This is a genomic window from Pseudomonas sp. ES4 (assembly GCF_050586665.1).
Lineage (GTDB): Bacteria > Pseudomonadota > Gammaproteobacteria > Pseudomonadales > Pseudomonadaceae > Aquipseudomonas > Aquipseudomonas frederiksbergensis.
In genome coordinates this window covers 43,544-66,100 of record NZ_JBOBDO010000024.1, presented here as the reverse complement: position 1 = coordinate 66,100, position 22,557 = coordinate 43,544, and the positions used below count along the sequence as shown (strand labels likewise).

At 58.4% G+C, this 22,557-nt stretch carries 24 protein-coding genes and 1 pseudogene; 16 read left to right on the top strand and 9 right to left on the bottom strand.

The features are described from left to right. Positions 1-222: 222 nt before the first annotated feature. Complete coding sequence (locus ACQ4OB_RS22830; RefSeq protein WP_430956492.1) at positions 223-936, top strand: HNH endonuclease; 714 nt, start codon at positions 223-225, stop codon at positions 934-936. 131 nt (positions 937-1,067) lie between these two features. Here ACQ4OB_RS22830 and ACQ4OB_RS22825 read toward each other — a convergent pair whose 3' ends face one another. Both ACQ4OB_RS22825 and arsA read right to left on the bottom strand, forming a co-directional pair. Next, positions 1,068-1,640: an aspartate carbamoyltransferase gene (locus ACQ4OB_RS22825; RefSeq protein WP_430956491.1), complete on the bottom strand. Its 573-nt coding sequence runs from the start codon at positions 1,638-1,640 to the stop codon at positions 1,068-1,070. After that, positions 1,637-3,394, bottom strand: coding sequence for an arsenical pump-driving ATPase (gene arsA / locus ACQ4OB_RS22820; protein ID WP_430956490.1), 1,758 nt, complete (start codon positions 3,392-3,394; stop codon positions 1,637-1,639). Before arsA ends, ACQ4OB_RS22825 begins: the two co-directional genes overlap by 4 nt. A 148-nt stretch (positions 3,395-3,542) precedes the next feature. On the opposite strand from arsA, the gene ACQ4OB_RS22815 reads away from it, so the two are divergent. Beyond that, positions 3,543-4,529, top strand: a complete 987-nt coding sequence (locus tag ACQ4OB_RS22815) for a hypothetical protein (protein ID WP_430956489.1) — start codon at positions 3,543-3,545, stop codon at positions 4,527-4,529. Positions 4,530-4,559: 30 nt separating this feature from the next. Here ACQ4OB_RS22815 and ACQ4OB_RS22810 read toward each other — a convergent pair whose 3' ends face one another. Both ACQ4OB_RS22810 and ACQ4OB_RS22805 read right to left on the bottom strand, forming a co-directional pair. Next, complete coding sequence (locus ACQ4OB_RS22810; protein ID WP_074879251.1) at positions 4,560-5,255, bottom strand: DUF6933 domain-containing protein; 696 nt, start codon at positions 5,253-5,255, stop codon at positions 4,560-4,562. A gap of 240 nt (positions 5,256-5,495) precedes the next feature. After that, a complete protein-coding gene (locus tag ACQ4OB_RS22805; protein WP_430956488.1) occupies positions 5,496-6,311 on the bottom strand; it encodes a sulfite exporter TauE/SafE family protein in 816 nt (271 codons plus the stop codon). Positions 6,312-6,421: 110 nt separating this feature from the next. Between ACQ4OB_RS22805 and ACQ4OB_RS22800 the strand changes: the two genes are divergently transcribed. The 4 genes from ACQ4OB_RS22800 to ACQ4OB_RS22785 all read left to right on the top strand — a co-directional run bounded on the left by ACQ4OB_RS22800 (position 6,422) and on the right by ACQ4OB_RS22785 (position 8,320). Then, positions 6,422-7,189 (top strand): AraC family transcriptional regulator, encoded by a 768-nt coding sequence (locus ACQ4OB_RS22800; RefSeq protein ID WP_430956487.1) that lies wholly within the window; start codon positions 6,422-6,424, stop codon positions 7,187-7,189. Between the two features lie 93 nt (positions 7,190-7,282). Beyond that, positions 7,283-7,600 (top strand): XRE family transcriptional regulator, encoded by a 318-nt coding sequence (locus ACQ4OB_RS22795; protein ID WP_430956486.1) that lies wholly within the window; start codon positions 7,283-7,285, stop codon positions 7,598-7,600. Positions 7,601-7,644: 44 nt separating this feature from the next. Continuing rightward, on the top strand, positions 7,645-8,007 hold the full coding sequence (locus ACQ4OB_RS22790) for a type II toxin-antitoxin system RelE/ParE family toxin (RefSeq protein WP_074879256.1): 363 nt from the start codon (positions 7,645-7,647) through the stop codon (positions 8,005-8,007). Continuing rightward, positions 8,000-8,320, top strand: coding sequence for a helix-turn-helix domain-containing protein (locus ACQ4OB_RS22785; protein ID WP_074879258.1), 321 nt, complete (start codon positions 8,000-8,002; stop codon positions 8,318-8,320). Before ACQ4OB_RS22790 ends, ACQ4OB_RS22785 begins: the two co-directional genes overlap by 8 nt. 23 nt (positions 8,321-8,343) lie before the next feature. On the opposite strand, the gene ACQ4OB_RS22780 is transcribed toward ACQ4OB_RS22785, so the two are convergent. After that, positions 8,344-9,402, bottom strand: a complete 1,059-nt coding sequence (locus ACQ4OB_RS22780; protein WP_430956485.1) for an MBL fold metallo-hydrolase — start codon at positions 9,400-9,402, stop codon at positions 8,344-8,346. Between the two features lie 214 nt (positions 9,403-9,616). Between ACQ4OB_RS22780 and ACQ4OB_RS22775 the strand changes: the two genes are divergently transcribed. Next, positions 9,617-10,225: a TetR/AcrR family transcriptional regulator gene (locus tag ACQ4OB_RS22775; protein ID WP_074879263.1), complete on the top strand. Its 609-nt coding sequence runs from the start codon at positions 9,617-9,619 to the stop codon at positions 10,223-10,225. A 139-nt stretch (positions 10,226-10,364) separates the two neighbouring features. Continuing rightward, the gene (locus tag ACQ4OB_RS22770; protein WP_430956484.1) at positions 10,365-10,907 is read left to right on the top strand and encodes a DUF1003 domain-containing protein; all 543 of its coding nucleotides are present in this window, start codon (positions 10,365-10,367) and stop codon (positions 10,905-10,907) included. A 7-nt stretch (positions 10,908-10,914) separates the two neighbouring features. Here ACQ4OB_RS22770 and ACQ4OB_RS22765 read toward each other — a convergent pair whose 3' ends face one another. Then, complete coding sequence (locus tag ACQ4OB_RS22765; protein WP_430956483.1) at positions 10,915-11,856, bottom strand: LysR family transcriptional regulator; 942 nt, start codon at positions 11,854-11,856, stop codon at positions 10,915-10,917. 15 nt (positions 11,857-11,871) lie between these two features. Here ACQ4OB_RS22765 and ACQ4OB_RS22760 point away from each other — a divergent pair, with 15 nt between their 5' ends. Next, a complete protein-coding gene (locus tag ACQ4OB_RS22760; RefSeq protein WP_074879267.1) occupies positions 11,872-12,579 on the top strand; it encodes a CTP synthase C-terminal region-related (seleno)protein in 708 nt (235 codons plus the stop codon). Next, positions 12,576-12,653 (top strand): annotated as a pseudogene (locus tag ACQ4OB_RS22755) (antibiotic biosynthesis monooxygenase); the annotation flags it as partial. The gene ACQ4OB_RS22760 and the pseudogene ACQ4OB_RS22755, both read left to right, overlap by 4 nt. A 120-nt stretch (positions 12,654-12,773) precedes the next feature. Here ACQ4OB_RS22755 and ACQ4OB_RS22750 read toward each other — a convergent pair. After that, on the bottom strand, positions 12,774-13,130 hold the full coding sequence (locus ACQ4OB_RS22750; RefSeq protein WP_102616384.1) for a DUF2025 family protein: 357 nt from the start codon (positions 13,128-13,130) through the stop codon (positions 12,774-12,776). A 234-nt stretch (positions 13,131-13,364) separates the two neighbouring features. Between ACQ4OB_RS22750 and ACQ4OB_RS22745 the strand changes: the two genes are divergently transcribed. The 3 genes from ACQ4OB_RS22745 (at position 13,365) to ACQ4OB_RS22735 (ending at position 16,215) form a co-directional block, all read left to right on the top strand. Next, positions 13,365-14,492, top strand: coding sequence for a glycerophosphodiester phosphodiesterase (locus tag ACQ4OB_RS22745; protein WP_074879273.1), 1,128 nt, complete (start codon positions 13,365-13,367; stop codon positions 14,490-14,492). Between the two features lie 109 nt (positions 14,493-14,601). Then, complete coding sequence (locus ACQ4OB_RS22740; RefSeq protein WP_074879276.1) at positions 14,602-14,907, top strand: PepSY domain-containing protein; 306 nt, start codon at positions 14,602-14,604, stop codon at positions 14,905-14,907. A gap of 135 nt (positions 14,908-15,042) precedes the next feature. After that, entirely contained in the window at positions 15,043-16,215 is a 1,173-nt protein-coding gene (locus ACQ4OB_RS22735) for a GAF domain-containing sensor histidine kinase (RefSeq protein WP_102616385.1), read from the top strand. Positions 16,216-16,233: 18 nt separating this feature from the next. On the opposite strand, the gene ACQ4OB_RS22730 is transcribed toward ACQ4OB_RS22735, so the two are convergent. Continuing rightward, a complete protein-coding gene (locus ACQ4OB_RS22730; RefSeq protein WP_074879280.1) occupies positions 16,234-17,859 on the bottom strand; it encodes a methyl-accepting chemotaxis protein in 1,626 nt (541 codons plus the stop codon). A gap of 275 nt (positions 17,860-18,134) precedes the next feature. Here ACQ4OB_RS22730 and ACQ4OB_RS22725 point away from each other — a divergent pair, with 275 nt between their 5' ends. After that, positions 18,135-19,157, top strand: a complete 1,023-nt coding sequence (locus ACQ4OB_RS22725) for a transporter (RefSeq protein WP_074879282.1) — start codon at positions 18,135-18,137, stop codon at positions 19,155-19,157. A gap of 277 nt (positions 19,158-19,434) precedes the next feature. Next, complete coding sequence (locus ACQ4OB_RS22720; RefSeq protein ID WP_430956482.1) at positions 19,435-21,048, top strand: inorganic phosphate transporter; 1,614 nt, start codon at positions 19,435-19,437, stop codon at positions 21,046-21,048. 108 nt (positions 21,049-21,156) lie between these two features. Here ACQ4OB_RS22720 and ACQ4OB_RS22715 read toward each other — a convergent pair whose 3' ends face one another. Then, positions 21,157-21,600, bottom strand: coding sequence for a multidrug/biocide efflux PACE transporter (locus ACQ4OB_RS22715; RefSeq protein WP_074879286.1), 444 nt, complete (start codon positions 21,598-21,600; stop codon positions 21,157-21,159). Positions 21,601-21,690: 90 nt separating this feature from the next. Between ACQ4OB_RS22715 and ACQ4OB_RS22710 the strand changes: the two genes are divergently transcribed. Further along, positions 21,691-22,545 (top strand): LysR family transcriptional regulator, encoded by an 855-nt coding sequence (locus ACQ4OB_RS22710; RefSeq protein ID WP_430956481.1) that lies wholly within the window; start codon positions 21,691-21,693, stop codon positions 22,543-22,545. Positions 22,546-22,557: the final 12 nt, after the last annotated feature.

Below are 22,557 nucleotides of genomic sequence, written 5' to 3'. Positions count from 1 at the left end.
GGTCCTGCCACAGGAAAAGCAAAAAAGGCTTACGGAGTTTTCGGATACGTCCTACATACTGCTTATGTGCTTGATTTTCAGTCTTCGAAGCATTCGGTAGTTAGTGGCGGCGTCTTTGTAGGATCAATTGAGCGATTCGTCGGTCTTTTACGTAGGAATTTTCGTAGACAGTCGTAATGGCCACTCAGTATCGTCCGAGGGTATTCAGCCCTCGGCGATTTTATGGACACGGAAAAGAGCAACAGCGATTGGAGTGACGTGGAGATTCAGGCTGCGGTTGATGCCTATCTCAGCATGTTGTCCCGCGAGCAGAGTGGTCAGAAAGTCGTTAAGACTGAAGAGAATCGCATCCTGCGTGAGGGAGCCTTAGCCGGTCGGACCAAAGGGTCGGTTGAGTTTCGGATGCAGAACATCTCTACCGTGCTGGAGGAGTTGGGTCGAGCTCGCATTGCGGGCTACAAACCCGCCAAGAATGTCGGCGCCAATGTAGCGCGAAGCATTCGAGAAGCGCTCAACGCTCCAAGTACTTTGACACCTGAGGATTTTGTCCCGACAGCGGACGAGGCAACGCTGGAACAGCGTTCTGCCAAACTTGAAAAACAACCGATTAAAGACGTGCCGAAAGGGATTGAGAGACCAGAACAGACTCAGTCCAGCGGAAAGTCGTATGTTCGCGATCCTGAGGTGAGAGCTTGGGTTCGCCAACAGGCTAACGGTAGATGCGAAGGCTGTGGCGAGCCTGCTCCGTTTGAAAAGGATGGCAGGCCGTTTCTTGAGGTCCACCACGTTAAGCATTTGGCACAGGACGGTTCGGATCGGCCAAGCAATGCCGTGGCGCTGTGTCCGAACTGTCATCGACGTTGTCACCATTCCGGTGACCGGGATGAGTTCACTGCCTCACTGTTTCAGAAGGTGGAACGGTTGAAGTTTGAGTGATTGGGCCTGTAGAACTTCATCGGCACATGCGCACGAAGACGGCGAGCGATTTTTGTTCTGGTTCTGACTATCAAACCTGCTCTACAACGTTTTTACCCAGCCTAAGCCGATCGCCGCCCATGGCCCCTCGTTCACTTGTTCATCATCTCGCTATGATGTGCGTCTCCTTCCATCGCGTCCTTGCCATGGTCGGAAAGCTGGGCATCAAACCACTGGTGAAGCGCCGCTATCAAGGCTGGATCCGAGGTCTTGAAGGCCAATTCGGCGCCACCTTCGATGTCTTTGTAGGTGATCGCCATTTGCCCAGGCTTGGCAGCTTTCAGGTCTGCCAGGCCAGGCATGTCTTGGCCATGGATGTGCGCCGGGCCTGAGAAGTCGCCCTTGAGAAACCGCTCGCGGATATCTTGAAGGTGCTGGCGAACCCACTGCACTTGGGCAGCATCCGCAGGCTTTTTGACGACCACTTGCTGAATGCCGCCTTCAGCGGTCTTGGTGAATACATGGGTCGTCGCTGCGAGGCTGAACGGCATGACATCTTTGCTGCGACCTGCAACCTCGGCTTGCCGTTGCGCGTCGTTCGAATGATCCATGGTCTGAGCGTAAAGGTTTGCAGCAAGCGCCGAGAGAATGATTGAGGCGATGGCGGTTTTTAGCACGGTCTTTCTCCGATGTTGGAAGGGTGTGAGCCGACGCTGGCGCGTCAATCCAACAGGCGCTTCAGCGCTGCGACACCAACAGGTGGCTCCGCCGTCCAGGGCACCACGATGACATCGTGGCGGGTTTGGTCTGCAACCCGCGCCATCTGCTTGCGCTCACTGTCCAGGCGCGCTCGCAGCAGCGGGTCATCGGTGTCTGTGGCCAATAGAGACTTATTGACCACCCAGGCAAACGGTTCGATTTTGGCCCTGCGCAAGTCATCCTGCAGTGCTGCCGCCTGAGACACCGGTGTGGCTTCGGGCAGCGTCACCAGGATGATTTTGGTGTAGTGCGCATCTTGCAGGCGCATCAAAGGCGTGACGATGTGGTCCGAGTCGCCTTTGAATTCCCGAACCATCTGGCGGTGATAGGCGCCTGTGGCATCCATCAGTAGCAGTGAATGACCCGTGGGGGCGGTATCGAGCACCACGAACGACGTTCTGGCTTGAGCAACCACGCGAGAGAACGCGTGGAAGACCGCGACCTCTTCGGTGCAGGGGGATCGTAGATCCTCGATGAGCAAGGCTATTTCATCGTCCGTCAGGATCGGCGCGCGGGAGGCGACGATCTTGTCCACGTATTTTTGGGTCTCGACCTTGGGGTCGATGCGGCCAACGTCGAGCCCTTGCACATCGGCGTTGAGGGTCACCGCCAGATGCGCCGCAGGGTCCGTGGTGCTCAGGTGCACGGACTTGCCGTGCTGCACCAGGCCCAGGGCGATGGCGGCGGCAATGGTGGTTTTGCCTACTCCCCCTTTGCCCATGACCATGATCAACCCGCGTTCGTCATTCGCAAGCTCGGCAACCAGTTCCGAGAGGGTGTGGTGTTCCAGGGGTGAGCGCGCTTGTGTTGCAGCCGTTGTTGGCCTGGCAAGTTCCGGGGAAAGCAGACTGCGGAGCGCGGGCAAGCCAACGGAATCTACAGCCTTGAGCGAAATGTAGTCGGCTGAAAGCTGGCGCAACGACATGGGCATCTCGTCGAGCGCCTGCTGGCCGATCGCTTCGATGGCGGCTGCGATCGGATCATTCAAGTCGCTGCGTTTGAACACAGCGTTCACCACTAAACGCTGGTTTTCCAGACCCAACTCACGGAGCTCGTCGGAGGAACGCGCGGCCTCGCCCAGTGCGCCTTTGTCAGGACGAGCCACTAGCACGACGGTGGTCAGGGCTGGATTGTTGAGCGCCGCCAACGCCTGATTGAAAAGCTGCTCCTGCATTTTCAACCCCGAGTGCGGCCCCAGGCATGACGCACCACGATCATTGCCTTCCAAAAATCCGCTCCACGCTTTGGGCAGGCTCAACAGCCTGAGCGTGTGCCCCGTGGGTGCGGTATCGAACACGACATGATCATAGGCCGCGCCCCCCTGTGACAGGAGGTGGGAGAACTCATCGAACGTTGCGATTTCGGTCGTGCATGCTCCCGAGAGTTGCTCTCGCACCAGAGCAATATCTTGATCGCTGGTCTGGGCGCCCATTTGCTCGACCACCCGGGCCCGGTAGTCGATGGCAGCGGTCCCGGGGTCGATGTTGAGCACGAACATTCCAGGCACGTTCGGCACCGCTACAGGCTGATTGCTCAGCTCGACACCGAGCATCTCATCAAGGTTAGAGGCCGCATCTGTGCTAACCAGCAGCACCTTCTTGCCTGCATCAGCCAAGGCGATTGATACCGCAGTGGAAACCGACGTTTTGCCAACCCCGCCCTTGCCAGTGAAGAACATGTATTTGGTGGGCTGATCGAGCAGTTTGATGGTGGACTGCATGGCACGTTAGCCTCGCTACGGAGCACAATTGAGGCTCAGAGTTTAGACCGATGCTCAGCAGCGCCAACTTTATCTGAAAAACATTCAGTGCAACCCGCCCCACCTCCCGCTATTAATACCCTTCCCCACTCAAGGACCCGAGCCCGCCATGAAATTCGACCTCGCCTACTGCCTCAGCCTCGACGACAAGCTGTCGATCTATGACGTGCGCGATTTGAATTTCGACGAGACCATGGATTTCGATTCCGCCAAAGAACACTTCCAATGCCCCAATGACGCATGCAGAGCGGCCTTCGATGCAGCGAACGTGTTGACGACGTTCAACGCCAAAAACGTGAACTACGTGCGCACCCCGCACTTCAAGAACACGCCCAGCACCCGGCATGTGGCGGATTGTCCTTATGTCAGTCTCAAGGCGTCGGCGTCAGCTGTGGACGCGGACGGTGCGGAAACGGATGACAGTCGCGAGGAGCATTTCCCGTCGGAGTTGTTGCTGACGCGGCGTGAGTATGTGCGTAAGCCGTCGAACCTGGCGGTGGCGGCTGATGTGATGCGGGACGATCCGAAACCGCCTTCAGCGGCCAGTGACGTCGAACACCCGAGCCGCGAATCAGCACCGGACAAGACCAGTGTCTTCGCCCATCCGGTGGAGTGTTTTGTGTCGAACTTCGAGGACAAGGAGTTGCTCAAGCGCATGCCGCTGAAGATTGGCGAGCACACGGCGCCTTATGGGTCGTTCTTCAAGAAGATCGAGTATCTGCAGGACAACAAGGGGCTGATTTACTGGGGCAAGATCAAGGAGATCAAGGATTACACGCAGAGTTTTCGCATCGATTTCGAACAGAAGGTCTGGTTCAAGCAAGCCGACGAGGCGAAGAAGAAGCCTTATTCAGTCAACGTTTACCTGAGCAAAAAGCTGATCGACAACTACCGCAAGCGCAAAGCGTTTCTGGAAGAGATCAAGCACGCCAGTGAGAGCGGGAAAGAGTTGTATTGCTTCTTTTATGGTGTGACACCGGAGTTGAAGCAGGTGCCGAGCAAGAAAAACCCCGAGCAGACGTTCGGGGTGTTCAGTGCAAATATTGAGAACCTGGATCACTTTATTGTTCGTGAGGCGCCGGGGCTCAAAGGTTAAAGGATCGGGGCACGGCGTCATTGCGACGGCTCATTGCGCTTCGAGATTAAGCTGCCTTACGGCCTCCCGAATCTCCCGTTTCGCTTCCTTGTGCCGCTCACGGGCTGCTTGTATGCCAAGCTCATCAAGGCCGCCGTAACGGCTTAACCAGTGAACGATCATTTCCTCATCCGGGAAGAAGTAATCCTTATGCTCTTTACCACCTCTCAGGTAGTTGTTCATGTCGGCATCGAAGCGGCCTGCCGAGAACTCGTCGGGGGGTAAAGAACCTTGTTCGGCGGCACATCCCTCAAACACCCAGGCGATGTCATTGATGTGTTTCTGCGCACCGCGATGTCCGCGCTTGTAAAACACGTACTCGCGACAACTCTCTTGGAATCGCTCCGCTATCAGTTCATCGTTGAACCAATGAAGTATGTCGTGTTGCCCCGCATGCTGAATCACGCCGTTTATCCAACGCTCGGAAAAACGTTGAACGAAACCTACGATGTCCGCTTTTTTCGCGTCCGCAAAAATCATGCAATAACGAGTTTTTACGTGAATGACGTACAACACATGCTTGCGTTGAACAGTGACGGCGTGAACCAGCCACTGTTCCGCTGACTCATCAGGCACATCATCTTCAATGACGGACGATGGCGGTTTGTCCACCGGGCTGATTTTTTTACCCTTGTGCACGCGGCTGAAGAAGTTACTTGCCGCTTCGGTGCAATTGAAGATCCACATCCATCTTTCTCTTATAAAGGGCTGGTTGATAACTATCTTCAGTCCTACCGTACGTTCTCTTCAACCCATTCAAGCTTATAGGGCTGGCGAATAACGTCAGCAATCTCCTCCCTTGCCGCTTCGCTGAGAACCGACAGCTCCGCATCGGTCAGCAAGTCGTGCTTGACCATCAATCGCAAAGCCGTGAGTGCACTAGAACGACTGGAGGGGTCGAAAGTCCGGACGATATCCTTATCCCGATCACTTGACCCACATACCCAGCATCACCAAAACCAGTAAACCAACATACACCCGCGCATGCATTCGATCCGGTATCCGCCCAATCCACGGCGTGGCCAACCGAATCCCCACCAGCGACCCCACCGTCAACACCGCAAACGCCATCACATCCACATAGCCAACAAACCACGGCCCAAGATCAAACTCGGTAAACCCAGCCATGGCCATGTAAGTCAGCGTCCCGGCCAGCGCCACGGGCAAACTCAGCGGATTGGCCATGGACGTCGCCTGGGACATGCTCAACCCACAACGCCGCAACAACGGCACGGTCATGACGCTGCCGCCTACGCCGAGAAACGTGGCGATGGTGCCGATTCCTACACCGCCGCCAGACACTTCTGCCCTTCCCAATCGCCGTGGGATGGCGGTGTCTGGCGCTGTAAGAAAGCCGCGTCGCACCAGGCAATCCGCGATGGTCACGCCCAGGTACGCGATGAAGGCATAGCGGATCACCTCGCCACTGGCCCACATCGCCGCGACGGCGCCCACTACCGCGCCCACGCCGATAAACCCGCCCAACGGCCACAGGTAATGACGAATGAGATTACCGGCGCGGCGGTGTTTTCCGGTGGCGATCGCTGCGTTGACGATCATCACGCAGGTCGAGGTTGCCACAGCAATGTGCATCGCCGATTGGCTGACGGGGTCGTCTGTGCCGTGGCTGGTCATGAGCATGCGGTACAGCAATGGCACGACGACGAAACCGCCGCCGAAGCCGAACAGTACTGCGGTGACGCCGGTCATGCAGCCGAAGAGTGCCAGCAGAAGATAGAACATGGAGGTCGTCCGTTGGTTGAGAGCGGTCGACGATAGAGCGATGCGCCTTGGCCTGCTTCAGCAAGTCAGCCAATAATGCTCGCGTTTACGCCAACCACTGGGACTGCTCGATGCGCAATGTTTCGATTGATCTGCTGGACCACACGCCACGGCCGGTGGTGGCCATCGGTACTGATTATTCCCACGGCCATTTGTTGCCTCGTCATACACATCGGCGGGCGCAATTGTTGTACGGCGCCACGGGGGTAATGCAGGTGAGCACGCACGACGGCAGTTGGGTGGTGCCGCCGCAGCGGGCGGTGTGGATTCCGCCGGGAGTGGCGCATGAAGTGCTGATGCTGGGGGTGAGCACGCGCAGTGTGTATATCGAGCCGGGGGCGGTGGATCTGGGGGATCGCTGCCAAGTGATCAGCGTTTCGCCGTTGATGCGGCATTTACTGATGGAAGCGGTGGAGATCCCGCTGGCGTATGACGAGCGTGGGCGCGACGGTACGTTGATCGGCTTGCTGCTGCATGAACTGGCGCGCAGCACTCACCTGGCGTTGCACATTCCCCTGCCCGTCGATGCGCGGCTGCTCGCGTTGTGCCAGGGCTTTGTGCAGCGGCCCGACGCTCATCAGTCGCCACAGCAATGGGCCGATCAGTTGCACATCAGCCTGCGCACTTTTAATCGCCTGTTCCGCCAACAGACCGGTATGAGTTTCAGCCAATGGCGGCAGCGGGCCTGCGTGGTGCTGGCTCTGGCGCGTCTGGTGATGGGCGAACCGGTGACGCGAATTGCCCTGGATTTTGGCTATGACAGCCCGGCGGCGTTCTCCACGATGTTCCGCCGCGTACTGGGACAGGCGCCAACAACCTGGCTGGACGGGACGCGATAGAACCGATCAAAAAATGAGTTTGATTCGGGTTCAAAACAACTGTACAAAAACACAGTATTTTTTGAATTAGCACTCTTGAGCCCGGAGAACACCATGGCCTCTCTTGCGATGAAAATCACCCTGGAACGTATCGCCCTTTTCCAATTCACCCCCGCGCATAGCGCTCAGGCCCGAGCAATGCTGGGGTGGAGTGTGGAGGAACTGTCTCGGCAATCCGGGGTTTCGGTGGACGCGATTCAGCGATTTGAGGATGAACGCGATGTGCTGGATGCTACGCGGCTGGCGTTGGCTTATCGGTTTGAATCGGAGGGGTTGGTGTTCTTCCCGGGGTTTGCGCCGGGTAGAGGGATGAATGTGAAAGGGTCGACGCCTGATCCGGTGGGGCGGGCGGATTATGCGATGGTTGAGTGAGAAATCATCGATTGACGATTATTCCCAAATAGGTATATTTTCGCATGAGTACAAGGAAGTCACTCCTGTGGGTTAGCAGCAGCAAGAAAGACCTCAAGCAAATGCCCGCAGATGTACAAGATGTTTTTGGTCATGCACTAGATCTGGCACAAAGCGGTGCAAAACATCCCGACGCGAAGCCTCTAAAGGGTTTTGGAGGTGCAGGTGTGCTTGAGATGGTGGATGACTTCAATACGAACACCTATCGCGCCGTTTATACCGTTCGTTTTGGTAATGCCATTTATGTTCTGCACTGCTTTCAGAAGAAGTCGACTACGGGTATCACAACCACGCAGTGCGACGTCGATTTGATCAGAAAGAGACTTCAAGCGGCGCAGGATCACGCAAAAGGATCAGGAAATGATTGAAATCGAAGAGAGCAGCGGGAACGTCTATGAAGACCTCGGGACGCCCAACGCCAATGAAATGCGAGTCAAATCGCAATTGGCGGCCAAAATTGGCGAGATCATCAAGGCTCGCCATTTGACCCAAGTTCAAGCGTCTGAAATCTTGGGCCTGTCTCAACCCAAGCTTTCCGAGATGTTGCGCGGAAAGTTTCGAGGTATCAGTGAAGCAAAGATGATGGAATGCCTTTCATTGCTCGGACGTGACGTGCAGATCGTGATCAAGTCAGCCCCCCGATCACGAAAAGAGGGCCGTATTGAGGTGGTTTTCGCTTAAGACGCTCAGCCCGGTTTCACACGCTATGCGTTCTGAGGCTCCACCTGATCGCCAACGTTCTCCATCTCCGACCACCAAGTGCTACCTCGTTGCGGATACATCACATTAAACGCCTGCCCCATCTGCGGCGTAGTAATCGACACATTCCGCTCCCAGGCCAACGCCAGGATGCGGTCGAAAGGTTCGTACCAGGCGTGCATCGACAAATCGAACGTGCCGTTGTGGATCGGCAATAACCAGCGACCTTTAAGGTCGATGTGCGCTTGCAAGGTTTGCTCTGGCTGCATGTGCACATGCGGCCACTCAACGTTGTAGGCTCCGGTTTCCATGAGTGTCAGGTCGAACGGGCCGTACTGTTCGCCGATGTGTTTGAAGCCGTCGAAATAACCGCTGTCGCCGCTGAAGAAGATTCGCGTGTCACCATCGATCATTACCCACGAGGCCCACAGCGTGCTGTTGCCATCAAACAGACCGCGACCGGAAAAGTGCTGCGAAGGTGTGGCGATGAACTGAATACCGTCGACCTCAGTGCCCTGCCACCAGTCCAGTTGCCGGATTTTGCTGGCGTCGATGCCCCATTTGATCAAGGTGTCTCCGACGCCCAGTGGTGTGAGAAAATACTTGGCCTTGTCCGCCAGTTTGAGCACCGCTTGATAGTCGAGGTGGTCGTAGTGATCGTGGGACAGGATCACTGCTTCAATCGGTGGCAGTTCTTCGAGGCTGATCGGCGGTTGGTGAAAGCGCTTGGGGCCGGCCCATTGCACGGGTGAGGCGCGCTCGGCGAAGACCGGGTCGGTGATCCAGAACTTGTCCCGCAGTTTCAGCAGTACGGTGGAATGACCGAGGCGGTAAACGCTGTGGTCGGGGGCGGCGATCAATGCTGCCTGAGTCATGGTTTGCACCGGGACAGGTGCTGTCGGGCGGGTGTTACGCGGTTTGTGGAAGATCATGTTCCACATGATGCGCAGGGTTTTGCGAAAGCCTTCGCGTTTTACCAGCGCATGGTTTCGAAAGAACCCTTCTGCCTGACGGGAAGCTTCCGGCGTAGAAGCGTTATCCGAGGGGGAAGTTGAAGTGGCCATGATTGAATGACTCCAGGAAAACCACCTGCTTCGTGGTTTTCCGCTTGGGGACTATAAATGGCCAAGGCACGCACGCATCAGCCGGAGATCTATTGTTCGCTGCACAGGGTTAACAAAACATTACACTGCACAGTGTAGTTCCAAGGTTGCATCAAAGCCGATCGCAAGTAAACTGCCAAGTGTAATTCTTACCTCTTTCTGCCGAAGCGTACTTATGACAGCTCCACAGCGTCTCACTGACCGAAAACGCGAAGCCATCATTCAGGCGGCGATTGCCGAATTCCGTGCCAACGGTTTCGACATCACCAGCATGGACAAGATCGCCGCCACCGCCGGCGTGTCGAAGCGCACGGTGTACAACCATTTCCCCAGCAAGGAAGAATTGTTCGCCGAAATCCTCAATCAATTGTGGGCGCGGGTGACGGCAGAACAGGAAACGCCCTACCGCCCTGACGTGCCGCTGCGCGAGCAGATGCGCCAGATGCTGATGGCGAAAATGCAGATGCTGGGCGATGACAATTTTCTCGATCTGGCGCGAGTGGCCATCGCCGCCACCATCCATTCCCCCGAGCGCGCGCAGAATATGGTCGCCCGAATGGGTGAGCGCGAAGAAGGCCTGACCATGTGGATCCGCGCTGCCCAGGCCGATGGCCGTTTGAAACCGGTCGCCCCCGAATTCGCCGCACAACAGATTCAGGGGATGCTCAAATCCTTTGCGTTCTGGCCACAGATTTCCATGGGGTTGCCCGGCTTGTCTGCGGAAATGCAGACCACTGTTGTGGAGTCGGCGCTGGACATGTTTCTGGCCTGCTATCAGCTCTGAACCGAGCTGCAATAAATGACAATGTCTGTCGATTTTCCAATCACTGGTCGCTCTGAATAAAACACCGCAATGTGTTTCAGAATGAAACTGGCGCTGGGGCTATAGTGGGCCTCAGTCCCAGCGCCATGCAGAGAGCACCATGACCACCACGACTTCCGGCACCAAACCCGCCTCCGCCCCAGTTGACCACCTGCGCTTTCATCGCCCTCACGCCCACCTGGCGCCCACCTTTGGCAATGACAAGTTTGCACTGCGCGCCGAGGCCTTCGCGCGGTTCTTCGGCACGCCGACCTTTCTCGGGGCGCAGACGCTGATCGTGGTGGTATGGATTTGCCTCAACCTGTTCGGCGTGGCCCACTTCGATCTCTACCCGTTCATCCTGCTCAACCTCGCCTTCAGCCTTCAAGCGGCTTATGCCGCGCCGCTGATCCTGCTGGCCCAGACCCGCCAGGCAGCACGCGACAAAGCCCAATCTGAAGCCGATGCGCTGCACCGCGAAGCACTGGCCGTCGCCAACAGTGAGCGCCAGGCACAAGCGGCGCAGAACACCGCGCAACTGCTGGAGTTACTCGAGCAAAACACTCGGCTCACCGAAATGACCAAGGCCCTCACCGAACGCATCGAAAGCCTGACCTCGGAAATGCATCAGCACTTCGTGCGCAAGGATCAGCCGAAGGTTTAGCGCTCGGTCAAGGCAATCGAAGCGCTCGCCCCAACTCATCGAATAACGTCACCACTGAGCGCAAGGCACGGCAGTCCGGGCGGGTCAGCAACCAGAGCGCCGTGTCGTACCCGTGAAGTGGCTCGCTCAACGGCTGCAGTCCGTCACCGATGAGGAAGTCCGGCAATGCCGCGACACCGAGCCCGGCCCGCACCAGCTCAGTCACCGACAACATGCTGTTGCAGCGATAACCCGGTATGACGCCCGGCAACTGCTGACGGCGCCACACAACGGTGGGGTGATCGGGGAGGAAGTCGTCCGGGGCGATCCAGGTCAGCGACGCCAAGTCTTCGGAATCGACCGCCTTCAGATACGCCTCACTGGCACAGACTCGATAGGAAACCTGGGCCAATCGCCGACCCACCAAGTGCTCGGGCGGGGTGCGAGTCAAGCGCAAGGCGATATCGGCATCCCGACGGCTGAGGTTGGCGAAGTCGTTGGACGTACTCAGCTCGATGGTCAGCGCCGGGTAACCAGGCATGAACTTCGCCAACGCCGGCAGCAACAAGCCTTGCAAGACCGAATCGGTGCAGGTCAGGCGCACCGTGCCGCTGATGACTTCACCGCCCTGCTCCACGCCAATGCGCGCAGCCTCCAGCGCCTGTTCGGCACGCTCAGCCTGCTCGGCCAGGGTTTTCGCCAAGGTGGTGGGCAAGTAGCCGGCGCGGCTTTTTTCGAACAGTTGCTGGCCCAGCGCAGATTCCAGTCGGCGCACGCCGCGAAACACGGTCGAGACGTCGACCTTCAACAGCGTCGACGCCCGGGCCAGAGAGCCGCCGCGCACCAACGCGAGGATCAGGGACAGGTCGGGGTAATCCAGCCGATAGTGCATCGGTGCATTGATCAATTGGGATAACGCCAATATTGAGTGCGTGCACGCCAATCTATAGTGGCTGCCAGGAATCAACAAGCGTGGAGCGCACTCATGGAAACCCGCCCAATTCGCATCGCCCTGATCGGCGATTACGACTCGCAAGTCACCGCTCACCAGGCGATCCCCATCGCCCTCGGCATGGCCGCTGAACAGGCGAACATCGACGTGCAGTTCCAGTGGTTGGCCACCGACCGTATCAGCGCCGATGCGCCATCGGCTGATTTCGACGGTTTCTGGTGCGTGCCCGCCAGCCCTTACCGCGACAGGGACGGTGCGTTGCGAGCGATTCGTTTTGCCCGTGAACAGCAACGGCCGTTCCTGGGGACCTGCGGCGGCTTTCAACACGCCGTACTCGAATACGCCCGAAATGTTCTGGGCTGGGACGATGCCGAACACGGTGAAACATCGCCGGATGCGGAACGAGCGTTGCTCACGCCTCTGAGCTGTTCGCTGGTGGAAGCCGTCGACAGCATTCATCTGGTTGAAGGTTCGTTGATCGCCGATGCGTACGAAAACGCTGAGATTGTCGAAGGCTATCGCTGTCGCTACGGCGTCAATCCAGCGTTCGAACGTGAGTTGTTGAGCCAACAGTTGTGCGCTGTTGGCCACGATGCTTCAGGTGACTTGCGGGCGGTGGAACTCAAAGGGCATCCGTTCTTCGTCGCAACACTGTTCCAGCCTGAACGCGCAGCGCTCAAGGGCAAGCTGCCGCCGCTGGTCCGTGCGTTGATCGCCGCCTGCAAGGGGCAGAAGTCATGATCGCCAACACTGCGCCAGCGCCTTACTACGCGGTGATTTTTACCTCCCTGCGCACCGACGGTGATCACGGTTACCACTAGAGCGGGCGTATGCGTTCAACCAGTGAATGGTTGTGGTGTTCTTAAGGCCGTCATCGCGAGCAGGCTCACTCCCACATGGGTTATGTGTCGATCACAAGACCCATGTGGGAGATTTTATGTAGCAGAGCCACCACAGCCACCGCAACAGCTCTGCACGAGACTGCGAACCGCCGAAATCTCCGGCACTTCCCGCCGATTCATGTACACCCGCAACGGCTCGGTGATGTTGATCCGGTCATCGATGTTCTGATCCAGCAACAACTGAATCAGCTCACGCTTGAGCGTCATGGCCTGCGCGGAACCTGGGGCCCAGACGAATTCGCTGGTGGGAATAATGCCGTCGTCAGCCACGTCCATGCCGAAGGAGTCTTCGCTGAAACGAACGATGTACTGGCCGGTCTTGCGATTGAGGCCGACGAAGCCTTTGAGTTGGTCGGCGGCCTGGCAGATGAGCTCGGAAGTGGTGCGCATGATAAACCTCACAGAAGGTCGCAAAGGACCGGTGATCGATGGTTTACACGCAGGGCAAGCGAATGGGCGTTCCCTCTGCCGGGGTAACTGCCGCGGCCAAGAGTACTGCAAAGAAGCGCACAAAACCGCTGAAAAAATCTGCTTTAAACAAGTTTATGTCGGTCTGGCGATAGCGCAAGCGGCGCTCAGTTGTTAAAAGAGACGTCTTTGAAAACCTGCGAAAGGACCTCGACCATGCCTGCTACCTTCACCAAGAGCGCCCTGTTGCTGAGTCTGATGCTGGGCCTCGGCCAGGCACAGGCCGCCAGCGAGCCAAGCCCCACCGCATTGGCCGCCCGCATGGGCATCCCGCATCCGGCCGTGATCGCTCACCGTGGCGCGTCCTTCGATGCCCCGGAATCCACCGCCGCCGCCTACAAACTGGCCCGCGATCTGGGTGCCGACTACCTGGAACTGGACGTGCAACGCAGCAAGGACGGCGTGCTGTTCGCCCTGCACGACGACAACCTGCAACGCACCACCGATGTCGCCAGTAAATTCCCTGAGCGCAAGGACCGCCCTGCCAACGACTTCACTATCGCCGAGCTGAAAACCCTCGATGCCGGCAGCTGGTTCAACGCTGCCTACCCGGATCGCGCGCGTCCTGCGTATGTCGGTCTGAAAATTCTGACCCTCGATGAAATCATCGACATTGCCCAAGGCAATCCGCTGCACAAGCCCGGTCTGTACATCGAAACCAAAGAGCCGAAGCAGTTTCCCGGGATCGAGCGCGACCTCAAGGAAAAACTCCAGGATCGCGGCTGGTTGAGCCCGGCGGGTTCGAAACTGGCGAAGAGCGATCTGGCGGTTGGCCAGGGCAAAGGTAAAGTCGTGCTGCAAACCTTCGAGAAGAGCAGTCTCGAACTGCTCCAGAAAGAAATGCCGACAGTGCCGAAAATCCTCCTGCTGTGGGTCGGCGAAGGCAGCATCGAGCCAAAATCCAAGGTGACGTTTGCCGAGTCCGGCGACAAGGACAAAGCCACTTACTACGCCAAACAGCAACCGAAAGACAAAGCCGAATTCCAGCAATGGGTCGAGTACGCCAAAGCCCAGGGCGCGATCGGCACCGGCCCATCTGCGGCGCTGACCAAGGGTGGCGATCAGAGTTACTCGGACCTGGTGCAACCCTGGATGAACCAGTACACCCACGATCAGGGCTTGTTGGTGCACGTTTACACCGTCGACGATGCCGTGGATTACCAGAAAGTCATGGACGCCGGCGTCGACGGTATCTTCACCAACCGCGCCAGCGAGTTGCTCAAGTTCTACAAACGTCCGGCGGCGGCCAGCGTGGCGCAGTTGCTGCAGAACAACGGTTACTGATGAACGTGGGAACGATCCATACCCAGTCGCGTTCGGAGAATTAAGGGTGGATTAAGTTGCGCCGGATAATCTGATCCCACTTAAACAGATCACCTAAGGAAAGAACCTCATGAAAACCCTGACTGCCCTCTTCACTGCTGCTGCCTTGACCCTTACCGCTGGCCTGGCCCAGGCCGATGTCCGCGTCGACCAGATCCCCGAGCTGGTCAAAAGCGGCAAGATCAAGTCATTGGAATCAATGAACGAGGAGGCTCTGAAACTGCATCCTGGCGCGACCATCACCGACACCGATCTGGATAACCACTTCAATGGCTACGAGTACGAAGTCGAACTGCGCACTGCCGACGGCAAAGAATTTGACGTGGACTTCGATGCCACCACTGGCAAAGTACTGAGCAACAAGCAAGACAACTGATGCGCAAATAACAAGCCGCACGATCTTCGGATCGTGCGGCTTTTTTGCATCTCAAATTCAGGTAATCAAGTCGCGCCAACGCAGCGGCAGCCCGCTAGAATCACACCAAACTGTTCATTGCAGAGATGGGTCGAAATGGGGCAAGCAGCGGCAGCAGACATCGCCACGATCGGCCGGATCAGTGCGGTGCCGGCGATTCTTCAAGTGATCCGCGAACTGACGGGCCTGCGCTTCGTCGCCGTGGCCCGGGTCACCGAAGATTCATGGACCGCGTGTGCGGTGCTCGACCAGCTGAATTTCGGTCTACAGGTTGGCGGGGAGCTGGATCTTGCCACGACCCTGTGCCACGAAATTCGTCAGGCGCATCACTCGGTGGTCATCGACAAAGCCAGTGAAGACCCGCTTTACCGCGATCACCACACCCCTCGTCTCTATCAGTTCGAAAGCTACATCGCCGTGCCGGTTTTCCGCACCGACGGACGCTTTTTCGGCACCATCTGCGCCCTTGACCCCAACCCTGCACCGCTCAAATCCAGCACGATCCAGAGCACCATGGAATCCTTCGCCCGGATGCTGGCGCTGCAAATCGAGGCCGAAGAAAACCTGCAAAAGACCGAAACAGCGCTGAACCAGGAACGGGAAACCGCCGAACTGCGCGAACAGTTTATTGCCGTGCTCGGGCATGATCTGCGCAACCCTTTGTTCGCCATCAGCGCCGGTGCCGAAATGCTCCTGCGCAAACTACCCGATCCGGCGAATCAGCAACGGGCCCGGCACATCCTCACCAGCGCCCTTCGTGCGACCAAACTGGTGGATGACGTTCTGGATTTCGCTCGCGGCGCTTTGGGCCGTGGCATTCCAGTGAACATCGAGCCGTGCCCGGATCTTGAGGATGCCTTGCGGCATGTGATTTCAGAGGTTCAGAACGTCCATCCCGACCGCACCATAACCTCGTCTATCGGCGACCTGCGCAGCATTCATTGTGATCGCGAGCGGGTCGCGCAATTACTCTCCAATCTGGTGGCGAACGCAGTTGCTCACGGAGAGGACGATAGTCCGATCGAAATCAGCGCGCAGATCAACGAAGGACAGTTCGTGCTGAGCGTGAAAAACCAGGGCGTGATTGCCGAGGATGCGCTGCCCTATCTGTTCCGGCCCTACGCGCGCCCGGCCAGCGGAGCACCGCAGACCGGCCTCGGGTTGGGGTTGTACATTGCCAGTCAGATTGCTCGGTCCCATGGCGGAAAACTGGACGTGGTCTCGACCGAGCAACAGGGCACGACGTTTACTTTCAGCTTGCCGGTGTGATCTGCCAGGTCATTCCCGTTACGCGCTTAAACGCGCTGTCACTTCATTCAACTGCCCCGACAACCCGTGAAGGTTGTGGCTGGCCGCTTCGGTGCGCTGCACGTTGTCCAGATTGGTACTGGCGATACTGGTGATTTCGGTGAGGTTGCGCGAGATGTCTTCGGCCACCGATGTCTGCTCTTCCGCGGCAGTGGCGATCTGGCGGTTCATGTCGCGGATGGCTTCCACGGCAAGGGTGATGCGCTCCAGCATGACGCCGGCCTGAGTCACTTGCTCGACACTTTCCTCGCTACGCGACTGACCGCTTTCAATCGCCAGAGCGGCGTCCACCGCGCCGGTTTGCACCGTTTGAATGATCTGGTTGATCTCGATGATCGACGCCGCCGTGCGCTGGGCCAGGCTGCGGACTTCATCCGCCACCACCGCAAAACCGCGCCCGGCTTCACCGGCACGGGCTGCTTCGATGGCGGCGTTGAGCGCCAGCAGATTGGTCTGCTCGGCGATGCCGCGAATCACTTCCAGTACCTTGCCGATGCGCCCACTGTCGGTTTCCAGACGACGGATGACCGTGGCGGTATTGGCGATTTCGCCGCGCATTTGGGTGATGGTGTGAATGGTGCCCTGCATGACTTTTTCGCCTTGCTGGGCGGACTGGTCGGCATCATCGGCGGCTCGTGCCGCATCGGCGGCGTGACGTGCGACTTCTTGCGCGGTAGCGGACATTTCGTTCATCGCCGTGGCCACCTGATCGGTGCGGTTGAACTGCTCGTTAGTGCCGCTGGCCATCAGGGTTGCGATGGAATTCAGTTCACCGCTGGCGCTGTCCAGATCCGAGGCGCTGCGCTGCAAACGGTTGAAGGTTTCGGCAAGAAAATCGCGCAGGGTATTGGCGGCTATCGCCAGTTTTCCCAGTTCGTCCTGACGGGTGCTGGCCACGCGTTCGGCGAAACGCCCCTGGCTGAGTTGCGCCACGTACTCGATCAGTTTGCGAATCGGTTCGACCAGGTTGCGGTTGACCAGCCACAGGCTCAACAACCCGATCAACAGCCCCGAAGCGAGCATCACTATGATCCCCAGCAACACGGTGCGGTCGGCGTCGGCGCTGATCAGCTTCGATTGCTCGGCCCCTTGCTTGCGTAACTCACTGACCAACTCACTCATCTGATCGCTGGTTGCGCGGTCGACACCTTTGACCGCCGTATCACCAGCCGTTGGGTCGGCGCCTGCCGCCACGTAGGCGTCACGGCCCTTCCGATAAGCCGCGCCCAACAGACGATGTTCGTCCCGCAGGCGTTCGATGCGCGTCTTGAGTGACGGCTCGATACCCTTCTGCCCGGCCAGTTCACCGAGGATGCCCTGCACATCGCGCTGACGGTCTTCGAATTGCTTCCAGTATTTGTCCAGATCCGCAGGCTGCTTGCCGCGTAGCAGAACGTTTTTCCACTCTTGTACCTGCACCTTGAATTGCAGGTTGGCTTCATCGATCAATTGCGAGGTGTGCAGCGGGCCTTCGATCAGATTCGCGTAGTTCTGAACACCGCTGGACAGAAAGTGAAAGCAGGCCAACGCGATCAACAGCATCGCGAACAAGCTGCCGCTCAGCAGGGCGAGAATTTGCGCTCTCAAGGACTTTTGCAAAAACATCGGAAGGTACTCATGACAGGAATGAGGCACGCCGGGCGAGGCGTGAAAGAAGTCCGGACATCCCTGTCTGCGACCTTGGCCAGCGGTCAAAGCCGTGCGAGTTAACGTAGGCAAGATCGGCGGGCCAGAGCGGTTCTTTAACCAATTCCGACCGTCGGTAGCGCCATCATTTCGCCTCCACCGCCTTGTCACAAAACGGTCAAAACTCCTTGCAATGATGCGGTTCAAGTGAACCTGTGAAACCCGCAACAGGCGCCTCCTCACATCGAGACCCCATGAACCACAGCATCGACCAACGTCATCGCGACACCGACCTGTTCGGTCTGCTGTACGGTTTCAGTTTTCGCCCCGGCGAGCGCGGCCGCGAGCTCGATTCGGCCAAGGCGTTGCAGTGCCTGCAACAACCCGGCGACAACGACGAATTTCTCTGGCTGCACCTGAACCTGGCCCACGCCGCATGCGAGCGCTGGATGAAAAGCCATCTGCAATTGCCCGATGAATTTTTCGAAGCACTGCACGAAGGTTCGCGTTCGACGCGTATCGAGCATGTGGATTCGGCGTTGCTGGCGGTGGTCAACGACGTGGTGTTCAACCTCAGCAGCATGGTGTCGTCCGATGTTTCGACGTTGTGGGTCTGCGCCCGCAGTCGGCTGATCGTCAGCGCACGACTGCAACCGCTGCACTCGGTGGACAAGCTGCGCTCGTCGGTGAAGGCCGGTGAGTGCTTTCGCTCGCCACTGGAATTGCTGGTGCATCTGCTGCGCGATCAGGGGGAAGTGCTGACCCAGATCGTGCGCAAGACCAGCCTCAGTGTCGATCAGATCGAAGATGAGTTGCTGTCTTCGCGGCTGTCGACCAACCGCGCTGAGCTGGGTGCCAACCGACGGGTGCTGGTGCGCTTGCAACGCTTGTTGGCGCTGGAGCCGGGCTCGTTGCTGCGCTTGCTCAATCGCCCGCCGCAGTGGTTGCAAAAGGAGGACGTCAAGGAGCTGCGCAAGTCCACCGAGGAGTTCGCGCTGATCATTAACGACCTCACGGCGCTGGGCGAACGGATCAAGCTGTTGCAGGAGGAAATCGCCGCCAACCTCAACGAACAGAGCAACCGCACGCTGTTCACCCTGACCGTGGTGACGGTGCTGGCGTTGCCGATCAACATCATCGCCGGGTTCTTTGGCATGAACGTCGGCGGGGTGCCGCTTTCCGGCGACCCGGAAGGGTTCTGGATTCTGGTGGCATTGGTCGCGACGTTTACCGTGATCGCCGGGCGTTGGGCATTCCGTAAGCGCCAGGATTATTAATATCGGAGCGCCTTCGATTCACTGTGGCGAGGGGGCTTGTCGGAACGCCGCACCGCCCCGTTCGGCTGCGCAGCAGTCGTAAACCTGCAAAAACGATGTAACTGAAAGAATGCTGGGGGCCGCTTCGCGACCCAACGGGGGCAAGCTCCCTCGCCACAGGTACTGCATTCTGATCAACGGATCGGCAATAAACCCAAACACTGACTTAACTCAGCCTCTCTGTAACATTCAGCAACGATCATGGGCGACATTCCTTCTCTCCTCAGGATTGTCCGTCATGGCGACTCCTTCCTTCACCGCCACCCAGGCGCCCGCCAGTAGCGCCAAACCTCAACTCGATAAAAAGCCCAGCCTGCTGACCCTCGTGATTTTCTTCGCGGTGCTGGGCAGCGGGTTGTTGTTTACCGCCTACAGCCTGATGCACGACATGAACGAGCTCGGCACCGTGGTGACCACCTGGACGCCGTTTCTGCTGTTGGGCGTGGCGCTGCTGATTGCCCTCGGCTTTGAATTCGTCAACGGTTTCCACGACACTGCCAACGCCGTGGCCACGGTGATTTACACCAACTCCTTGCCGCCAAATTTCGCGGTGGCCTGGTCCGGATTCTTCAACTTCCTCGGGGTGCTGCTGTCCAGCGGCGCGGTGGCGTTCGGCATCATCGCCCTGCTGCCGGTGGAGCTGATTCTGCAAGTCGGTTCTTCCGCTGGTTTCTCGATGATCTTCGCCCTGTTGATCGCCGCGATCCTGTGGAACCTCGGCACCTGGTGGCTGGGGTTGCCGGCGTCTTCGTCGCACACCCTCATTGGCTCGATCATCGGGGTCGGCGTGGCCAATGCCCTGATGCACGGCCGCGACGGCACTAGCGGCGTGGACTGGGCGCAGGCAACCAAAGTCGGTTACGCACTGTTGCTGTCGCCGCTGATCGGCTTCATGTTTGCGGCGCTGTTGCTGTTGGCCTTGCGGGCTTTCGTCAAGAATCGTGCGCTGTACAAAGCACCCAAGGGCGACACTCCGCCACCGTGGTGGATTCGCGGCATGTTGATCCTGACGTGCACCGGCGTGTCCTTCGCCCACGGCTCCAACGACGGCCAGAAAGGCATGGGCCTGATCATGCTGATTCTGGTGGGCACGCTGCCGATGGCTTACGCGCTGAACCGCACCATGCCGGCCGACCAGGCGCTGCAGTTTGCCGCCGTGGCCGAAGTCACCCAGCAAGCGCTGGTCAAAAATGCGCCGTTGTCAGCGCCGACCGACCCGCGCGCGGTGCTGTCCGAATACATGCGCAGCAAGGAAGCCTCACCGCAACTGATCCCCGCCCTGGCCGCGTTGACCGGCACTATCGGGAGTGAAGTGAAGGGCTACGGCTCGCTCGCAAAGGTCCCGGCCGAGGCCATGGGCAACGTGCGTAACGACATGTACCTGACCAGCGAAACCATTCGCCTGATGGACAAGAACAAGGTCGGCAACTTCGACGCCGATACCAATGGCAAGCTGCAACTGTTCAAGCAGCAGATCGACAACGCCACGCGGTTCATTCCGCTGTGGGTAAAAATCGCGGTGGCCATCGCTCTGGGGCTGGGCACCATGGTCGGCTGGAAACGTATCGTGGTGACGGTTGGCGAGAAGATCGGCAAAACCCACCTGACGTATGCTCAAGGCGCCTCGGCGGAAACCGTCGCGATGCTGACCATCGGCGCGGCGGACATGTTCGGCCTGCCGGTATCGACGACTCACGTACTGTCTTCGGGGGTGGCCGGAACCATGGTCGCCAATGGCGGCGGATTGCAGATGAAGACCATCCGCAACCTGCTGATGGCCTGGGTGCTAACCTTGCCGGCGGCGATTCTGTTGTCGGGCAGTTTGTATTGGCTGTTCACCCAACTCTTCTGATTCACCGCAGTTCCCATGTGGGAGTGAGCCTGCTCGCGATAGCGGTGCACACGTCGACATCAATGTCGAATGTGCTGACGCCATCGCGAGCAGGCTCGCTCCCACAGGTTATTCATGCAGCACATAAGACTGGCGCATCAGCACTCGCTCGCGTACCACGTCGTACACCCAGTGATAAACGTAGGTGTATGGCAGGAAAAACAGCAGCACACCGATATCCAGCAGGAACGCCTGCCACAGGCTGACCTTCAACCACCAGGCAATCAACGGCACCCCCACCGCAACCAGACCGCCTTCGAACAACAGCGCATGGACTACACGTACCCAGGCGTTGCGCACCAGGTTGTAGTGTTTGAGCGCGCGGTCGAACAATCCGTTGAAGATCACGTTCCAGGCCAGGGCAAGTGCCGCGATTGCCATGGTCACGACGCCCATGTCGAGCAGCGGTTTGTCCATGATCCACGCCAGCAGCGGGGTGCAGATCAGGATGGCCAACAATTCGAAACCAATGGCCTGGAAAATACGTTCAGTAATGGATTTGTTGGCGCTCATGGCCAGACTCCTCTGAGTGACTGTGGTTGCCATGATCTTTCTTCACACCGATACTTCATAACCATTAACCATCGATCAAGGCGATAGTTCATGGCTTCTCAAGAAGTGTTGCAGGCCTTCGTTCAGGCCGCGACTCAAGGCTCGTTTTCCGCTGCGGCGCGCAAATTGGGCCGCAGTCAGTCGACCATCAGCGCCGCCGTGGCCAGCCTTGAAATCGACTTGAACCTGACGCTGTTCGACCGCAGCAGCCGCAAACCGAGCCTGACCCCGGCCGGGCACGTGATGCTGCAACGGGCCGAGGACATTCTGGCCGCCAGCAGCCGGCTGGAAATGACCGCCAGCCAACTGTCCCAAGGGGTCGAGCCGAAGCTGACCGTGGCGATTTCCGACACGTATCAATCCGACCGATTCGAAGCGGCGCTCAGCGCCTTCGAGCTGCGTTATCCCGACCTGGAACTTGAATGCCTGATCGCTGAGTGCGATGACCTGGTGGCCTTGGTGCAACGGGGTCGGGCGCAGGTGGCCTTCGCCGAAAAACAAGACAGTTACCCGCCGGACCTGGTCAGTTCGACCATGGAAGAACGAACCGAGATTGCCCTGTTCGTATCCCGCGAACATCCATTGGCGGCGCTGAGCCACATCGATCAGGGCGGGTTGCAACAACACCGGGAGCTGCGTCTGGCGACGATCGTCAATCCGTATGAAAGCCGTGCGAAGGGGCGCGTCTGGTCGGCGCCGAGTTATCTGATGCTGCTGGAAATGGCCCAGGGTGGATTCGGCTGGGCGCCGTTGCCGCGGTGGCTGGTGGAGCGGTTTGGGCAAGGCACGTTGCAGGAACTGGACGTGCGCGGCTGGCCGAAACCGGTGTTCGTCGATGCGCTGTGGTCGCGGCTGCATCCGCCGGGGCCGGCGGGGAGTTGGTTACTCGACAAGATGCTGGAATAGGGGTGCTCGCGA

Coding starts and splice junctions, on each gene's coding strand:
- ACQ4OB_RS22785 (WP_074879258.1), top strand. CDS start 8,000: ATGATTGAAATCGAAGAGAGCAGCGGGAACGTCTATGAAGACCTCGGG.
- ACQ4OB_RS22790 (WP_074879256.1), top strand. CDS start 7,645: ATGAGTACAAGGAAGTCACTCCTGTGGGTTAGCAGCAGCAAGAAAGAC.
- ACQ4OB_RS22745 (WP_074879273.1), top strand. CDS start 13,365: ATGCCTGCTACCTTCACCAAGAGCGCCCTGTTGCTGAGTCTGATGCTG.
- ACQ4OB_RS22725 (WP_074879282.1), top strand. CDS start 18,135: ATGAACCACAGCATCGACCAACGTCATCGCGACACCGACCTGTTCGGT.
- ACQ4OB_RS22810 (WP_074879251.1), bottom strand. CDS start 5,255: ATGTGGATCTTCAATTGCACCGAAGCGGCAAGTAACTTCTTCAGCCGC.
- ACQ4OB_RS22805 (WP_430956488.1), bottom strand. CDS start 6,311: ATGTTCTATCTTCTGCTGGCACTCTTCGGCTGCATGACCGGCGTCACC.
- ACQ4OB_RS22760 (WP_074879267.1), top strand. CDS start 11,872: ATGGAAACCCGCCCAATTCGCATCGCCCTGATCGGCGATTACGACTCG.
- ACQ4OB_RS22750 (WP_102616384.1), bottom strand. CDS start 13,130: ATGCGCACCACTTCCGAGCTCATCTGCCAGGCCGCCGACCAACTCAAA.
- ACQ4OB_RS22735 (WP_102616385.1), top strand. CDS start 15,043: ATGGGGCAAGCAGCGGCAGCAGACATCGCCACGATCGGCCGGATCAGT.
- ACQ4OB_RS22800 (WP_430956487.1), top strand. CDS start 6,422: ATGCGCAATGTTTCGATTGATCTGCTGGACCACACGCCACGGCCGGTG.
- ACQ4OB_RS22815 (WP_430956489.1), top strand. CDS start 3,543: ATGAAATTCGACCTCGCCTACTGCCTCAGCCTCGACGACAAGCTGTCG.
- ACQ4OB_RS22770 (WP_430956484.1), top strand. CDS start 10,365: ATGACCACCACGACTTCCGGCACCAAACCCGCCTCCGCCCCAGTTGAC.
- arsA (WP_430956490.1), bottom strand. CDS start 3,394: ATGCAGTCCACCATCAAACTGCTCGATCAGCCCACCAAATACATGTTC.
- ACQ4OB_RS22775 (WP_074879263.1), top strand. CDS start 9,617: ATGACAGCTCCACAGCGTCTCACTGACCGAAAACGCGAAGCCATCATT.
- ACQ4OB_RS22780 (WP_430956485.1), bottom strand. CDS start 9,402: ATGGCCACTTCAACTTCCCCCTCGGATAACGCTTCTACGCCGGAAGCT.
- ACQ4OB_RS22730 (WP_074879280.1), bottom strand. CDS start 17,859: ATGTTTTTGCAAAAGTCCTTGAGAGCGCAAATTCTCGCCCTGCTGAGC.
- ACQ4OB_RS22795 (WP_430956486.1), top strand. CDS start 7,283: ATGGCCTCTCTTGCGATGAAAATCACCCTGGAACGTATCGCCCTTTTC.
- ACQ4OB_RS22715 (WP_074879286.1), bottom strand. CDS start 21,600: ATGAGCGCCAACAAATCCATTACTGAACGTATTTTCCAGGCCATTGGT.
- ACQ4OB_RS22740 (WP_074879276.1), top strand. CDS start 14,602: ATGAAAACCCTGACTGCCCTCTTCACTGCTGCTGCCTTGACCCTTACC.
- ACQ4OB_RS22830 (WP_430956492.1), top strand. CDS start 223: ATGGACACGGAAAAGAGCAACAGCGATTGGAGTGACGTGGAGATTCAG.
- ACQ4OB_RS22720 (WP_430956482.1), top strand. CDS start 19,435: ATGGCGACTCCTTCCTTCACCGCCACCCAGGCGCCCGCCAGTAGCGCC.
- ACQ4OB_RS22710 (WP_430956481.1), top strand. CDS start 21,691: ATGGCTTCTCAAGAAGTGTTGCAGGCCTTCGTTCAGGCCGCGACTCAA.